This is a genomic window from Indibacter alkaliphilus LW1 (genome assembly GCF_000295935.2).
Classification (GTDB): domain Bacteria; phylum Bacteroidota; class Bacteroidia; order Cytophagales; family Cyclobacteriaceae; genus Indibacter; species Indibacter alkaliphilus.
On sequence record NZ_ALWO02000011.1, the window covers coordinates 195,915 to 210,262 of the forward strand.

The window sequence follows — 14,348 nt, forward strand, 5'->3', positions numbered from 1 at the left end:
CGCAAAATAAACGAAATGTATTCAGTTAGTATAAAAAATTCAGTTTTTGAAGTCGAGAAACCGAAAGATTCAATCAAAGTGAATGAACAGATTCTTGACTGGGATATCACTAAGACAGGTGAGCATCATTTCAATGTTCTCTATCAAAATCAGTCTTTTAACCTTGAACTAGTGCAGATTGAGGAAGAAACTAAAACCATAACTCTGAAACTCAATAACAAACCCTGTGAGATAAAACTCAAAGACAAGTTTGACCTGCTCTTGGAAAAATTAGGCATGAACATGGCTGTTCCCAATGCAGCCAAAGAAGTAAAGGCTCCAATGCCGGGATTGATTTTTGATATCAAGGTCAAAGAAGGAGATGAAGTCAAAAAAGGTGATCCTGTCTTGATTTTGGAAGCCATGAAAATGGAAAATATTCTGAAGTCGCCTGGAGATGGTACTGTCAAATCCATCAAAATCAAAAAAGGCCAAAGCGTGGAGAAAAATCAGGTATTGATCCAATTTTAAAATGGTCTTAGTTTAGTTTTCTACATTAAGGCTTTATATTTGTCGGGTTTAAACCATAGAAATTAAAAAGTACCATTTCCCAATTACCGAAAAATGAAATACAATAGGATCTTACTGAAGCTTAGCGGAGAAGCCCTAATGGGCGAAAAGAATTACGGAATTGACTCAAATAGACTTGAACAATACGCACAGGAAATCCGCAAAGTCAGGGATATGGGTGTAGAAGTGGCTATTGTAATTGGAGGAGGTAATATCTTTAGAGGAGTACAGGCGGAAAAGACAGGGATAGACAGGGTTCAGGGGGATTACATGGGTATGCTTGCCACGTTGATCAACGCCATGGCCCTTCAAAGTGCCTTAGAACAAGGTGGCATGTACACCAGGTTAATGTCCGGTATTAAAGTTGAAAGCGTATGTGAGCCTTTTATCAGAAGAAGAGCTATCAGACATTTGGAAAAAGGAAGAATTGTGATATTTGGGGCAGGAATTGGCAACCCATACTTTACTACCGATTCTACTGCCAGCTTAAGAGCCATTGAAATTGAAGCCGATGTAGTACTCAAGGGCACTAGAGTGGATGGTGTATACACTGCTGACCCAGAAAAAGACAAAAACGCAACAAAATATACAACACTCTCATTCCAAGAGGCGTACCAGAAAAACCTCAACATCATGGACATGACTGCGTTTACTCTATGTCAAGAAAATAATCTGCCCATAGTGGTATTCGACATGAACAAACCCGGAAACCTTGAAAAAATAGTTTCCGGCGAAGATATAGGAACTTTAATTACTTCAATTTAATCCAGAATTATTTAGACATGGAAGAAATTCAACTTTACCTGGAAGAAGCAAAAGAACTCATGCAAAAAGCAGTAGATCATACTGCTTCCGAATTGGTTAAAATCAGAGCCGGAAAGGCTATGCCTAATCTGCTTGACGGAATAATGGTGAACTATTATGGCGCTCCTACGCCTTTACAACAAGTAGCCTCTGTGACTACTCCTGACGCTAGGACCTTAACCATTAAGCCTTGGGAAAAAAACCTTATAGGCGAAATTGAAAAAGCAATTATCAATTCTGACCTTGGTCTTGCGCCACAAAATAACGGAGAGATCATCATCCTAACAATTCCTCCACTTACTGAGGAAAGAAGAAAGCTTTTGGTAAAACAAGCCAAACAAGAGTGTGAGTCTGGTAAAATCTCAGTCAGAACTATCCGTAAAGACACCAATGAATCCCTAAAAAAGCTCCAAAAAGACGGGGTTGCGGAAGATGAAGTCAAAAGAGCGGAAGATAATGTCCAAAAATTAACAGATCAGTATTCCTCAAAAATTGATGAGCTATTGGTGAAAAAAGAAGCAGAAATCATGACTGTTTGATCAATCACAAAAGACTTAAAAGGTTGCCAATTGAATTGGTAACCTTTTTTTTTTCCACTACAAAATCCTCTTGACTAAAAGGGCAAGCTGCTTACCTGCTCTATCTGCAACTTCAACTACATCTGCATGGGTAAACTCCTTGCGGACTTTTGGAATACTTTCATTGGTGATAACAGAGAATGCTATAGTTTTCAAACCCATATGCCGGGCTATGATAATTTCCGGCACCGTACTCATACCTACAGCATCAGCCCCGATTATACGCAAAAACCGTACTTCTGCCTTGGTTTCGAGTTTTGGGCCTGGGACCCCAGCATAAATCCCTTTTTTCAAATCAATTCTTAGATCGACCGCTTCATCTAAGGCTAATTTCATCCATTCAGAATCCAAGGATTCTGACATATCAGGAAATCTGGGGCCATAATCGCCCAAATTTTTACCTCTAAGTGGATTATCAGGAAAAAGACTGATAATATCCTCAATAAGCATCAGGTCTCCTGCTTGAAAATCAGGGTTAAGACCTCCCGCCGCATTGGTGATGACAAGCTTTTCAACTCCCAATGTTCTAAGAACCCTTAAAGGGAAAGTTACTGCCTTCATTCCATAATTTTCATAAAAATGAAATCGCCCACTCATTGCTAAAACCATCTTTCCTTCAAGTTCGCCGAGAATCAGTTTTCCGGAATGACCCTCCACAGTTGAGATTGGAAAATGTGGAATCTCTGCATAAGGGAACTCTTGAATGAGTTTCATTTCCTGTAAAAGGCTTCCTAATCCCGAGCCCAGTATTATCCCTGTATCACAGGGATGTTTGAGCCGTTTTGATAAAAATAAAAAAGCAGCATTAATACTATTTTCAAAAGTATCCATATCACTATCAAAGATTCAATCTCTATAATTAAAGTTTAGCAATCAACTCTTTGATGATCAATCCCATCCCTGGCTCTGCCTTTGCAGCAGCCACCAATACTTCCTCTATCTTTACTTTTTTGATATTTCCAGGCGAACAAAGATCAGTGATTGCTGAAATAGCAAATACCGGCAACTCCATATGTCTGGCAACAATTACTTCAGGAATCGTACTCATTCCTATAGCATCAGCTCCAATTGTCCTCAAATATTTGTATTCTGCTTTGGTTTCCAGATTTGGGCCCTGAACGGCAGCATAAACGCCTTGATGAACATTCATTGAATCCCTTTTGGCAATATCCAAGGCAGAAGTAATCAAAGACTGATCATAGGGTTCTGACATATCAGGGAATCGGACTCCGAATTCTTCTAAATTCTTTCCTCTTAAAGGATTTTCGGGAAACAGGTCAATATGATCATTGATGATCATCAATTCACCGATTTTATATTCTGGATTTAGCCCTCCTGCTGCATTTGAAACAAACAGGTGTTTGATACCAAGTTTTTTCATCACCCTAACTGGAAAAGTCACTTCTTTCATGGAGTATCCCTCGTAGTAATGGAATCTCCCTTGCATGGCTACCACGGATTTGCCTGACAGCTTCCCAAAAATCAACTTGCCTTTATGACTTTCTACTGTGGAAACCGGAAAAAACGGGATTTCTTCATAGGGGATCTCCTTTTCTATCTGGATATGTTGAATAAGCTGTCCCAACCCTGTACCTAGGATGATACCCAAATCAATCGCATGATCATATTTTCCTAAAATATCATCAACTGCATGTTGTATCTGTTGGCTGTAGCTAATTGTGGGCTCTATTCTCATTTTGGTAGTTTGGATTGAAGGTACAAATTTCGATTTTACAAATAATTTAACTCACATACGAAACTTAAAAGCAGTCTTGATTGTAGATTAGCTGCATTAATTTTAGAAATTCTATTCAATGATAAAGATAATCGTAGGCACCAACCGACAAAACTCTCTGTCCAATAAATTGGCACTAATCTATCTGGAAAATTTAAAGAAAATGGGCAAAGATGCTGAGATTTTAAATTTACAGGATTTGCCCCATGATTTTGTGTTTTCGGCCCTATATGAGAACAATGGAAAAAACAATCTGTTCAATAACTTTCACCAGAAAGTAAAGGAAGGGAAAAAATTTGTTTTTATCGTACCTGAATACAATGGTTCTTTTCCAGGAATACTGAAATCCTTTATTGACGGAATGACGTACCCAAATAGTTTTAGAAATAAAAAATGTGCCTTAGTAGGACTATCATCAGGAATAGGCGGGGGTGGCATCGCTTTGAGCCACCTCACCGACATCTTCCATTACCTGGGAATGCATGTACTTGCCTTCAAACCAAAATTGGCCAAAATAGAAGACAACATGTCAGATAACCTGCTCACCAACAGGCTGTACATGGAATTACTTCAATCACAGGCTGAAATGTTGATTGACTTTTAGAAGTCAATCAACATTATCATGCAGAAACTTATTGTTTTTCAAAAACTCATTTTCGTCTGTTAGATTAAATCTGGAAAGACTTCTTTCAGAACTGTGCTGCACATCAGATAACTTAACCTGCTTTCTTACAAAGGCCGGAGTCTCTAATTTTTCTTTAAAATCCTCCGTGTTCTGGTTAAAAGTGCTTCGCATGTTTTTCAACTTTTCAAATCTCTCGTAAGCTTTTTGAATTGCTTTTTGCCTGACTTCCTCATAGTAATCATTTCCAAAAACAGTAGGCTTAGCTTCTTCTTCCTCTTCTTTTTGGTTTACCGGAAGCTGGGGCTCTTTTTCCTCCTCGCTTTCCAGTTCAAAAACTACTTTTGATTTTTCAGAAGATTTATCAGCGTCTTCAAACACAAACTCATCTTGCTCTTCCACCTCTTCGATTTCCACTTGCTTCACCTCAGTCTTTTGTTCAGTTTCCACAGCCTTTGGAGTATCCATTGTTGGCTTAGGCTCATTGGCTTTTTGAATCGGTCTTTGAAAGGTAAAAGTATATGATTCTCCTGGAGAAGCTGTTTCAGCAACTTTTGAGGACTTGCCAGACTCAAGGTCTATGACTTTAATGGTTTTCTCCTCTTCCTCCTCAGCTTCAGTCACAACAGCAGTAGGTTTCACTGCCTTTGAACTAGGGGAAGCTGTTGTCAGCTTATCCATTTCAAAACCTGTGGCAATCACAGTTACTCTGATACCTTTTCCTAGATCAGGATCAATTCCTTGACCAAATATCACTTCTGCATCTTCTCCGGCTCTCTCTTGGATGTATTCCGTAATCTCACTCAATTCGTCCATAGAAAGCTCATCATCCTCTCCTGACATGATTGAAAGCAGGATTTTTTGCGCTCCTCTGATGTCTACGTTATTCAATAAAGGCGAAGCAATAGCCTTCTCAGCGGCACGGATTGCTCTTCCTTCTCCTTCTTCACTGGCAGAGCCCATTACTGCAGCTCCCGCATCTTTCATCACTGTTTTGACATCTTCAAAATCCACATTGACATCTTGATGCACAGTAATGATTTCGGCAATTGACTTGGCTGCAGTAGTCAGAACATTGTCAGCCTTTGCAAAAGCTGAACGAATGGCCAGGTTACCGTAAATCTCCCTCAATTTATCATTGAGGATAACAAGGACTGTGTCGCAGTTTTCCCTCAACGACTCAATACCAGTCTGTGCAGCCTGCATTTTCTTCCTTCCTTCAAAAACAAAAGGTGCAGTCACTATCCCTACAGTAAGGATATCCATGTCCTTTGCTATCTTGGCAATTACAGGAGCGGCACCCGTACCGGTTCCTCCACCCATTCCAGCTGTAATAAAGACCATTTTGGTCTTATCAGAAAGCAGCTCTCTGATATCTTCCTTGCTTTCCAGGGCAGCATTTTTTCCTTTCTCAGGATTTGCTCCGGCTCCAAGTCCTTCGGTAAGGTTAGCTCCCAATTGTAGCCTCAATGGCACAGGACTGCTTTTGAGTGCCTGGGCATCAGTATTGACGACCACGAACTCCACGTCCTTGATACCTTGATTATACATGTGGTTAACGGCATTGGAACCGCCACCTCCTACTCCGATCACCTTAATGATGGATTTGTGGTTTTTTGGAAGATCAAACTTGTAATCTTTCATGTTATCTGACATTTATTTGTGTATGTTGGTGAATAATTATTTTCAATGTTTAAATTTTTAGGGAAATGAAAGGCAAGACCCTTCACCTCCCCCAATATGATAAGCCCTAGTAATTATTATCTTCATGAATATCATCTGAAATGATATCTTTTAATCTGTTTTTGATATTTGTAAAGATGCTGGTACCAAAATCCCCTTTAAGAACTTTCTGTGTTGGTCTTCCATCAACTTTTTGATACCTGAGTTTATAATTCTCCTCTCTTTCATCAAATGATTTGAACCCTGCCAAAACAAGCCCAACGGAAGTGGCATACATGGGACTCTTGATTTCGTCAACTTTACACTTTCCTAAGTGCTCATTTGGATAGCCAATCCTCGTATCCAAGCCTGTCATATATTCGAAAAGCTGGGCCACGCCGGACAATAAGGAGCCTCCTCCTGTGAGAACTATGCCTCCTGCCAACTTCTTGTAATGGCCGCTTGCCACTAGTTCATTCTGAACATGCTCGATGATTTCTTCCATCCTGGCTTGTATGATTGAAGCAAGGTTTTTAATCGATATTTCTTTTGGTGGTCTATTTCTCAATCCAGGAATAGAAACAATCTCATTTGGATTGGCCTCCTCAGAAATGGCCTTACCAAATTTCGTTTTGAGGAGTTCAGCCTGATGATAAAGTACCATACATCCTTCTTTGATGTCTGTAGTGATAATATTTCCTCCCAAAGGAATCACAGCAGTATGCCTGATGATATTGTCGTAAAATATGGCTATGTCTGTGGTACCTCCACCTATATCAACCAGACAAACCCCAGCCTCTTTATCTTCCTCACTAAGGACAGAAAGTGAGCTCGCTAAAGGCTCCAGTATAAGATCTTTGGAAATAAGGTCAGCGCGCTTGATGCAACGGTTGATGTTACTGATGGCTGTAGACTGTGCAGTGATGATATGGAAATCTGCTTCTAATTTGCATCCGGACATTCCAACCGGATCCTTGATACCGTCTTCATAATCCACAGTATAATCCTGTGGCATAACATGAATGATGGTGTTGCCAGGAGGCACAACAATATTTTCCATATCGTTGGAGAGTCTTCTGACATCCTCTATGGTAATTTCACCCTGTTGTGGGTTGCACATGATACTCCCATGGTGGATAGAACTTCTGATATGCTGCCCGGCAATCCCAACAATAACGTTGGCAATATCCACTTCCGCCATGTCAGAAGCATCTGTTACAGCCTTCTGAATGGCATTTACAGTTTTATCGATATTGGTCACAATTCCTCTTATAACTCCATCTGAAACAGCTTTCCCCACTCCCAAAACCTCCAGTTTGTTGAACTCATTTTTCCGTCCTACAATCGCACAGATTTTGGTGGTTCCAATATCCAGTCCTACAATAAATTTGTCGTTTTCCATAGCATCATCAATTATTCACAAACAATCTGGCCCTTATATTTTACATTCACTTTGTCATATGCATTCCATCCTTTGGCCGGCAGGATTTCTTCATAAAACAGGTTGATTTTTTTAAACTTCTCTATAAAATCAGATGCATCCCCAAACTCAATCACTTGCCTCCCAACCTGCTGATGCATCTTTATATCTGTTAATTTATCTATCTCTAATTCTGTAATCTGAGCGTTCCAAAATTCATCCTCATGTATGTATCGGATCAGGCTTAGCAATTCCGGATTTTCTTCAATCAGTTCCTTTTGATCCAATAATGACTCTGCAAAACGTCCATGCAATACGATCACCCTAGTAGTGTAAGTAGGGGAGGTCGGCAGAATCAAGCCCTCTTTAGAGATGTAGCCATCGGCTGCTCTTGGTCTCACAATTCTGGCCATCGGAACATGCTGCTCAATTTCAATCCTGACATTTCCCTTTTGGTCCGAGAAAACCTCTGCATTCTTTACAAAAGGCTGCTTTTCTACCTTTTTCTCCAAATGGTTGAGATTGATTTCAGACAAAGCTACGCCTGGCTTCAAAAGCGGAAACTCTGCCTCTATACTGGTAAGAATTTCTTTCTCATCCACGAAGTAAACATCAGCTACACCTTTTACCAGCACTTCGATTCCCGCGAATGTTCTTTCAGAATGCCTTTTCTCAACAAAGCCAATAAATGCCACCAAAATGAGTAGCAGCAAGCCAAAGCCTATGGATTTTTTCAGGTTAGTTTTCATGATTTTTCATCCAATTTGCAATGGGTTCAACAAGCCTATCTATATCACCTGCACCTATAGTCACCAAGACTTCAGGTTTGCTAGCATTTAGGTAATCCAACAAACCATCTTTTGTCTGCAGCGACTTTTTGGTCACTTGAATACCCGCCAGAAGCATGGAGGCACTAACGCCCTCTATGGGAAGTTCCCTTGCTGGATAAATATCCAAGAGCACTACTTCATCCGCCAAGGACAAGCTTTCAGAAAAGCCTTTGGCAAAATCTCTTGTCCTTGTGTATAAGTGTGGCTGAAAAATAGCCGTCAACTTATTTTGGGGGTACATAGCTTTGACCGAGCTCAGGAAAGCTCTGATTTCCTCGGGATGGTGTGCATAGTCATCAATGAATACTTTCCCATCTTCCTGTACCCAAATTTCAAATCTCCTTTTTACCCCTTTGTAACTTTCAAGCCCAGCTTTGATTTCCGCAGGACTGATCCCCATCTGCAAAGCAATTGAAATAGCGGGCAGTACATTTTCCACATTATGATACCCTGGTATCTTGATCTCAAGTTCTTTGATCTTGTAATCTTTGGACACAAAGTCAAAAGCGAAAGAGGCTACTTTTGGTCTAATGTTTTCAGCCCTGACTTCCCCGGCATTGATTCCGTACTGCATGACTTTTACAGCTTTTTTGGGAAGTCCTATTTTACTAAATGCATTAGCTTGTACATAGAGCTGCCCACCTGATGGTAGAAGGTCTACAAAAGCCCTAAAACCTTCCACCATATGCTCATCATCTCCATAAATATCCAAGTGATCTGGATCAGCACTGGTCAAGACAGCCACATTAGGATGTAGATGCAAAAACGACCTATCAAACTCGTCTGCTTCTACTACTACGGTAGCACCTTTTTTCCCCTCATCATGGAGAATGAGGTTACTTTGATAATTTTGAGTGATTCCGCCTAAAAAGGCTGCAACGTTTTTCCCTGCATGCTTGAGCAGATGAGCTATCATGGATGAGGTAGTTGTCTTTCCATGGGTTCCGGCCACTGCAATAGTCGGCATGTCAGCTGTAATCAAACCTAAAACAGCTGCTCTTTTTTCAAGGCGATATCCTTCCTGTTGAAAATACCTCAACTGCACAGTATCCTTGGGTATAGCCGGGGTCCATACAATCAAAGATTTGGAAGAGTCTTCTTTGACTTTATTTGGAATACTTTCAATATCATCCGAAAATGAAATCTGCATACCCTCTTCCTCCAAAGCTTTAGTGAGAGACGAAGGGGTTTTATCATAGCCTGACACAGCTACCCCGACGTGATTGAACCACCTCGCAAGGGCACTCATGCCTATACCTCCAATACCTAGGAAATGGACGCTATGTAATTCCTTCAACTTCATGCTATAATTTCCTCCAAGGCTTCTACAATTTTTTCTGCTGCATCAGGCTTAGCCAATTTTAAGATGTTTTTTGAAAGCTTCTCTGCTTTTCCTTCTTCAGCGAATAGGCCATCCAAGGTTTCCTTTATTTTTCCAACAGCTTCATCGTCTTTAAGCAACAATGCTGCATTTTCATTGACATATGCCAAGGCATTTTTTGTCTGATGGTCTTCTGCTACATTAGGCGAAGGGATAAATACCACCGGCTTTCCAACCAGACTTAATTCGGAAACAGAAAGTGCACCAGCTCTGGAAACCACCACATCTGCAACAGCATAGGCCAAGTCCATTTCTTTTATAAATTCCAAGACATGAATATGCTTTAATCCAGACTCCTTTACTTTTGCACTCATTTCCCGGAAATAAAACTTTCCACATTGCCAGAGTATTTGATATCCTCCTTTTTCTAAAGCTTCCATGTCTGCTAGAATCCCATGATTAATGGTCCTAGCTCCCAGACTTCCACCTAATACCAGCAAAACCTTTTTGCCTGTTTCCAGCCCAAAATACTTAAGCCCTACTTCCTGCTTACCTTCCAATTGAAGAATATCCTTTCGCACAGGGTTACCTGTGTATTTTATTCTTTCCAGGGGAAAGAACTTTTCCATTCCAGGATAGGCCACACAAATGACCTTGGCCTTTTTAGCAAGCAACTTATTGGTCAATCCCGCATAAGAATTCTGCTCTTGAAGCAGTGTAGGAATTCCTTTTGCCTGCGCAACCCTCAATAACGGCCCACTGGCATATCCCCCAACACCCACTACAGCTTCTGGATTGAACTCTTTGACGAGTTTTTTGGATTTCCTGAGACTTTTAAAAAGCTTGAAGGGAAAGCTCAGGTTGGAAAGACTCAGACTTCTTTGAAGTCCAGCTACCGGAAGCCCTTCAATTATATATCCAGCTTCGGGAACCTTCTGCATTTCCATTTTACCTTCAGCTCCTACAAATAAAATCTCAGCATCAGGATACTTTTCTCTCCATGCATTTGCGATCGCAATAGCTGGATAGATATGGCCTCCTGTACCTCCTCCACTGATCATGATTCTATATGTTCTTTTTCCTTTATTCACTTTTAAGCTGCTTGAAATGCCCTTCTCGGTTTATTTCCTTCTCCTATATTTTCTATTTCATCTGCATGATCACCTCTACTTACACTAAGAATAATTCCCAGCGAAAATCCTGTGAATATCAAAGATGTCCCTCCCATACTGAGCAGTGGCAAGGGTAATCCAGTGATTGGACCCAGACCAACTGCAACCCCCATATTCACCATAGCCTGTAGGACCAGGGCAAAACTCAGCCCTGCTGAGAGGAGCCCTCCAAAAGGTTTGGTTGAAGATGCTACTATTCTCATTCCCCTGTAAAGCAATGCCAGATAGAGAAACAAAACTGTAGCTCCACCTACCAATCCATACTCTTCTATGATAATTGCGTAAATGAAATCCGAATAGGGATGGGGTAGTGTGTTTCTTTGCTCAGACTTCCCGGGACCTTTTCCTGTGATTCCTCCTGTAGATATGGCAATAAAAGATTGCTCTGCCTGAAATGGTACTTCAGAACCTGAAATAAACCTGTCTATTCTGCCATAGAAAGTAGATCCACGCTGTCCTAATAATACTGATGCTGAAATGAACAATCCTCCAAAAAGAATGAACATGAAAATGTACTTCATAGGAACCCTTCCAATAAACATCAATAAAAGACAGGTAAAGAGCAGGAGTAAAGCAGTTGACATGTTAGCTAGCCCTATAAGCATGCATATAAATCCAATGACCAAAATCATGGGCAAAAAGGACTTTTTGAGTTCATCGATATTTTTTTGCCGCTTGGCCAAAAGACTTGCTAAGGTGGCTATCAAAGCCAATTTGGCAATGTCTGAAGGTTGGAATGCCTTGTTGATAAAAGGTATAGTCAACCACCTGTTGGCTTCATTGACTGTAGAACCAAAAATGAAAGTGATGACCAACAAAGGAATTGAGGCCATTAGCAGTAACCTACCGATCAGGCCGAACCATTTATAAGGAATCTTATGCGCGGCCCACATGACAAACAGACCTGCAAAAACCATCATGGAGTGATCCAAAAGGTATTTCTCAGTATTTCCTCCTGTGTACTTGTAAGCCAAGGAACCTGTAGCTGAATAGACCACAAGAATACTGATGATAGAAAGCATGATCACGATCCCCCAAATCATGGGGTCTCCTTTTAGATTTCTATCTATCCAAGCCTTGAGTGATACTATCATATGGCTGCTGTTTTTAATTCTTGAACAGCTTTTTTGAACTGCTCTCCTCTATCTTCATAATTCTTGAAAAGGTCAAAACTCGCACATGCGGGAGAAAGTAAGACCACTGCTCCACTTCTGCCCAATTCCAAACCCCATCTAACCGCCTGTGCGATTTCTTGTGTTTCTTTAATGATTTCAATTTTTCCTACAAAAGCCTCCCTGAGTTTCATATTGTCCTTGCCCAAACAGATCAAGGCTTCGATACGCCCGCTGATCAACGGTTCTATTACAGAATAATCATTTCCTTTATCCACCCCTCCGGCAATCCAGATCAAAGGGCCATCAAATGCCTCCAAAGCATACTTTGTGGCATCTACATTAGTTCCTTTACTATCATTGACAAATCTTACTCCCTCTATTTCGGAAACCTCTTCCATTCTATGGGATGCATTTTGAAAATCAGACAGACCTGCTTTGATGGCTTTTTCATCTACTCCAGCCAAGAGGGCCGCCAGTGATGCCATCATTGTATTGATTGCATTATGCTTGCCTTTTACAGCTACAGCTTTTGGATCAATTTCAAGTCTTTTGCCAGAAACCCTTAAATCCATGCTTTTTGAGGAATAGTACCCTCCTCTTTTTTGTGCTGCTTTTAGAGACACAGGATATGGAGTTGCCGTTAAATCGACAGTTTCTAAACCTTTACCGATCAATTGATCATCAGCATAGAATATTGCTGAATCCTCGGTTTTCATATTTTTGAAAATAGAGACTTTTGATGCGATATAATTTTCAATTTGGTATCCATACCTGTCCAGATGGTCAGGAGTAATATTTGTCAATATTGCTATTTTAGGTTTCAAGGAGTAAAGACCATCTAACTGAAAGCTGCTCATTTCTATTACCCACCAGTTCTTGTCTCCCACAGTTAGTTGACCGGACCAGCTTTGTCCTACATTCCCTGCTAATCCCACATCAAATCCTCCTTTTTTAAGCAAGTGATAGGTCAAAAGCGTGGTGGTTGTTTTTCCATTGGTACCGGTAATACCAATAATATTTCCCTTTGAGTACCTACTTGCAAATTCCAATTCATCAATAATTTTGATGCCTTTTGAGATGGCTTTCTGCACTATCGAAGCAGTCAATGGAATACCAGGACTTTTTATGATCTCTGAGGCATTCAGTATTTCAGAGTCGGAATGTTCCCCCTCTTCAAAAGGTATCCCGTTGGACCTTAGAAGTTCTTTTTTATCCTCATTGATCAATCCCAAATCAGATACCCATACCGCATAGCCCTTCTGCTTAGCCAGCATCGCTGCCCCTACTCCGCTTTCTCCAGCTCCCAATATGACTACCCTTTTCTCCATTTATCTCAATTTCAATGTGGCCAATGTGATGATTGCCAAAAGTATTCCCACAATCCAAAATCTGACTACAATCTTGGACTCGTGGATATTTTTCTTTTGATAATGATGATGCAGAGGTGACATGAGAAATATCCTTCTGCCTTCTCCATATTTTCTCTTTGTGTATTTGAAATAGCTGACCTGCATGATCACAGATACATTTTCAATTACAAAAACACCACAGAGTACGGGAATTAATAATTCTTTTCTTAAGGTTAGAGACAGTACTGCAATCACTCCCCCTAGCATTAAGCTTCCTGTATCTCCCATAAATACCTGGGCTGGAAATGCGTTATACCAAAGAAACCCTACACAGGCACCTACAAAAGCCGCACAGAATATCACCAACTCTCCTGAGTTGGGAATAAAGAATACATTCAGATACTGTGAAAAAATGGCATTACCTGAGATGTAAGCGAAAATAGCTATTGCCAGTCCGATAATGGCCGATGTTCCTGCCGCCAGTCCATCAATACCATCTGTAATATTGGCCCCGTTGGATACTGCTGTAATGATAAAAATCACCAAAAGGATGTATAAAACAGGAGTTACACTTTCCCCTAAAAAACCCAAGAAATTCTCATAATTGAGTTCATTATTTTTCATAAATGGGATTGTGGTTTTCGCTACTTTCACGTCCCTAAAAGCAGGCGTTTCTACCACTCCCTCTTCAATCGAAACCGGGTTGGTAAATTCTCTCACCACAACTCCTTCATGAAAGTAAAGTGTAGCGCCAACGATTATTCCAATAGTGATCTGTCCTACTATTTTAAACCTCCCAGCAAGTCCTTCTTTGTTCTTTTTGAAAACCTTTATATAATCATCTAAAAAGCCAATCGCTCCTAACCAAACAGTAGTGATCAGCAAGAGAATAATGTATATATTGTTGACATTGGCAAAAAGAAGAGTCGGTATGACGATACCTGCAATGATCATAAGCCCACCCATTGTCGGGGTACCTTTCTTCTCTGTCTGACCTGCAAGGCCTAAATCTCTAACAGTCTCACCAATTTGCTTAGCTCTAATCCAGTCTATGATATTTTTTCCAAAAGTAACCGTAATTATCAGAGACAAGAGTGCTGCCATACCTGCCCTAAAGGAGATATAGCGGAATACGCCTGTTCCAGGTACATCCATCACACTGTCCAAATAATCAAAAATCGGGTATAACAT

General features: G+C 40.6%; 14 protein-coding genes. 4 read left to right on the forward strand and 10 right to left on the reverse strand.

Going from position 1 to position 14,348, the window contains the following annotated elements; translation table 11 throughout:
- Nucleotides 1-15: 15 nt before the first annotated feature.
- The 3 genes from A33Q_RS02325 (at nucleotide 16) to frr (ending at nucleotide 1,892) form a co-directional block, all read left to right on the forward strand.
- Nucleotides 16-510 (forward strand): acetyl-CoA carboxylase biotin carboxyl carrier protein subunit, encoded by a 495-nt coding sequence (locus tag A33Q_RS02325; RefSeq protein ID WP_009034233.1) that lies wholly within the window; start codon nucleotides 16-18, stop codon nucleotides 508-510.
- Between the two features lie 93 nt (nucleotides 511-603).
- On the forward strand, nucleotides 604-1,314 hold the full coding sequence (pyrH, locus tag A33Q_RS02330; RefSeq protein WP_009034234.1) for a UMP kinase: 711 nt from the start codon (nucleotides 604-606) through the stop codon (nucleotides 1,312-1,314).
- Nucleotides 1,315-1,331: 17 nt separating this feature from the next.
- On the forward strand, nucleotides 1,332-1,892 hold the full coding sequence (gene frr, locus A33Q_RS02335) for a ribosome recycling factor (RefSeq protein WP_009034235.1): 561 nt from the start codon (nucleotides 1,332-1,334) through the stop codon (nucleotides 1,890-1,892).
- A 57-nt stretch (nucleotides 1,893-1,949) separates the two neighbouring features.
- Here the strand turns inward: frr and A33Q_RS02340 are convergent, their stop codons facing one another.
- Together A33Q_RS02340 and A33Q_RS02345 are read right to left on the reverse strand one after the other, a co-directional pair.
- Nucleotides 1,950-2,762: a purine-nucleoside phosphorylase gene (locus A33Q_RS02340; RefSeq protein ID WP_009034236.1), complete on the reverse strand. Its 813-nt coding sequence runs from the start codon at nucleotides 2,760-2,762 to the stop codon at nucleotides 1,950-1,952.
- Nucleotides 2,763-2,790: 28 nt separating this feature from the next.
- Nucleotides 2,791-3,627: a purine-nucleoside phosphorylase gene (locus A33Q_RS02345; protein ID WP_009034237.1), complete on the reverse strand. Its 837-nt coding sequence runs from the start codon at nucleotides 3,625-3,627 to the stop codon at nucleotides 2,791-2,793.
- 118 nt (nucleotides 3,628-3,745) lie between these two features.
- Between A33Q_RS02345 and A33Q_RS02350 the strand changes: the two genes are divergently transcribed.
- Complete coding sequence (locus tag A33Q_RS02350) at nucleotides 3,746-4,270, forward strand: NADPH-dependent FMN reductase (RefSeq protein ID WP_009034238.1); 525 nt, start codon at nucleotides 3,746-3,748, stop codon at nucleotides 4,268-4,270.
- A gap of 3 nt (nucleotides 4,271-4,273) precedes the next feature.
- On the opposite strand, the gene ftsZ is transcribed toward A33Q_RS02350, so the two are convergent.
- The 8 genes from ftsZ to mraY form a co-directional block, all read right to left on the reverse strand.
- Nucleotides 4,274-5,932, reverse strand: a complete 1,659-nt coding sequence (gene ftsZ, locus A33Q_RS02355; protein ID WP_016254522.1) for a cell division protein FtsZ — start codon at nucleotides 5,930-5,932, stop codon at nucleotides 4,274-4,276.
- Nucleotides 5,933-6,038: 106 nt separating this feature from the next.
- The gene (gene ftsA / locus A33Q_RS02360) at nucleotides 6,039-7,352 is read right to left on the reverse strand and encodes a cell division protein FtsA (RefSeq protein ID WP_009034240.1); all 1,314 of its coding nucleotides are present in this window, start codon (nucleotides 7,350-7,352) and stop codon (nucleotides 6,039-6,041) included.
- Nucleotides 7,353-7,363: 11 nt separating this feature from the next.
- Nucleotides 7,364-8,119, reverse strand: coding sequence for a cell division protein FtsQ/DivIB (locus A33Q_RS02365; RefSeq protein ID WP_009034241.1), 756 nt, complete (start codon nucleotides 8,117-8,119; stop codon nucleotides 7,364-7,366).
- The gene (murC, locus tag A33Q_RS02370; RefSeq protein ID WP_009034242.1) at nucleotides 8,109-9,503 is read right to left on the reverse strand and encodes a UDP-N-acetylmuramate--L-alanine ligase; all 1,395 of its coding nucleotides are present in this window, start codon (nucleotides 9,501-9,503) and stop codon (nucleotides 8,109-8,111) included. Before murC ends, A33Q_RS02365 begins: the two co-directional genes overlap by 11 nt.
- Entirely contained in the window at nucleotides 9,500-10,582 is a 1,083-nt protein-coding gene (gene murG, locus A33Q_RS02375) for an undecaprenyldiphospho-muramoylpentapeptide beta-N-acetylglucosaminyltransferase (RefSeq protein ID WP_040489712.1), read from the reverse strand. Before murG ends, murC begins: the two co-directional genes overlap by 4 nt.
- 32 nt (nucleotides 10,583-10,614) lie before the next feature.
- Nucleotides 10,615-11,787, reverse strand: coding sequence for an FtsW/RodA/SpoVE family cell cycle protein (locus A33Q_RS02380; RefSeq protein WP_009034244.1), 1,173 nt, complete (start codon nucleotides 11,785-11,787; stop codon nucleotides 10,615-10,617).
- Complete coding sequence (gene murD / locus A33Q_RS02385; RefSeq protein ID WP_009034245.1) at nucleotides 11,784-13,136, reverse strand: UDP-N-acetylmuramoyl-L-alanine--D-glutamate ligase; 1,353 nt, start codon at nucleotides 13,134-13,136, stop codon at nucleotides 11,784-11,786. Before murD ends, A33Q_RS02380 begins: the two co-directional genes overlap by 4 nt.
- Nucleotides 13,137-14,348, reverse strand: a complete 1,212-nt coding sequence (mraY, locus tag A33Q_RS02390; RefSeq protein WP_009034246.1) for a phospho-N-acetylmuramoyl-pentapeptide-transferase — start codon at nucleotides 14,346-14,348, stop codon at nucleotides 13,137-13,139.

What these genes read in the sequence shown, in the direction of transcription:
- A33Q_RS02325 (WP_009034233.1), top strand. Translation starts at nt 16, where the DNA reads ATGTATTCAGTTAGTATAAAAAATTCAGTTTTTGAAGTCGAGAAACCG.
- pyrH (WP_009034234.1), top strand. Translation starts at nt 604, where the DNA reads ATGAAATACAATAGGATCTTACTGAAGCTTAGCGGAGAAGCCCTAATG.
- frr (WP_009034235.1), top strand. Translation starts at nt 1,332, where the DNA reads ATGGAAGAAATTCAACTTTACCTGGAAGAAGCAAAAGAACTCATGCAA.
- A33Q_RS02340 (WP_009034236.1), bottom strand. Translation starts at nt 2,762, where the DNA reads ATGGATACTTTTGAAAATAGTATTAATGCTGCTTTTTTATTTTTATCA.
- A33Q_RS02345 (WP_009034237.1), bottom strand. Translation starts at nt 3,627, where the DNA reads ATGAGAATAGAGCCCACAATTAGCTACAGCCAACAGATACAACATGCA.
- A33Q_RS02350 (WP_009034238.1), top strand. Translation starts at nt 3,746, where the DNA reads ATGATAAAGATAATCGTAGGCACCAACCGACAAAACTCTCTGTCCAAT.
- ftsZ (WP_016254522.1), bottom strand. Translation starts at nt 5,932, where the DNA reads ATGAAAGATTACAAGTTTGATCTTCCAAAAAACCACAAATCCATCATT.
- ftsA (WP_009034240.1), bottom strand. Translation starts at nt 7,352, where the DNA reads ATGGAAAACGACAAATTTATTGTAGGACTGGATATTGGAACCACCAAA.
- A33Q_RS02365 (WP_009034241.1), bottom strand. Translation starts at nt 8,119, where the DNA reads ATGAAAACTAACCTGAAAAAATCCATAGGCTTTGGCTTGCTGCTACTC.
- murC (WP_009034242.1), bottom strand. Translation starts at nt 9,503, where the DNA reads ATGAAGTTGAAGGAATTACATAGCGTCCATTTCCTAGGTATTGGAGGT.
- murG (WP_040489712.1), bottom strand. Translation starts at nt 10,582, where the DNA reads ATGATCAGTGGAGGAGGTACAGGAGGCCATATCTATCCAGCTATTGCG.
- A33Q_RS02380 (WP_009034244.1), bottom strand. Translation starts at nt 11,787, where the DNA reads ATGATAGTATCACTCAAGGCTTGGATAGATAGAAATCTAAAAGGAGAC.
- murD (WP_009034245.1), bottom strand. Translation starts at nt 13,136, where the DNA reads ATGGAGAAAAGGGTAGTCATATTGGGAGCTGGAGAAAGCGGAGTAGGG.
- mraY (WP_009034246.1), bottom strand. Translation starts at nt 14,348, where the DNA reads ATGTTATACCCGATTTTTGATTATTTGGACAGTGTGATGGATGTACCT.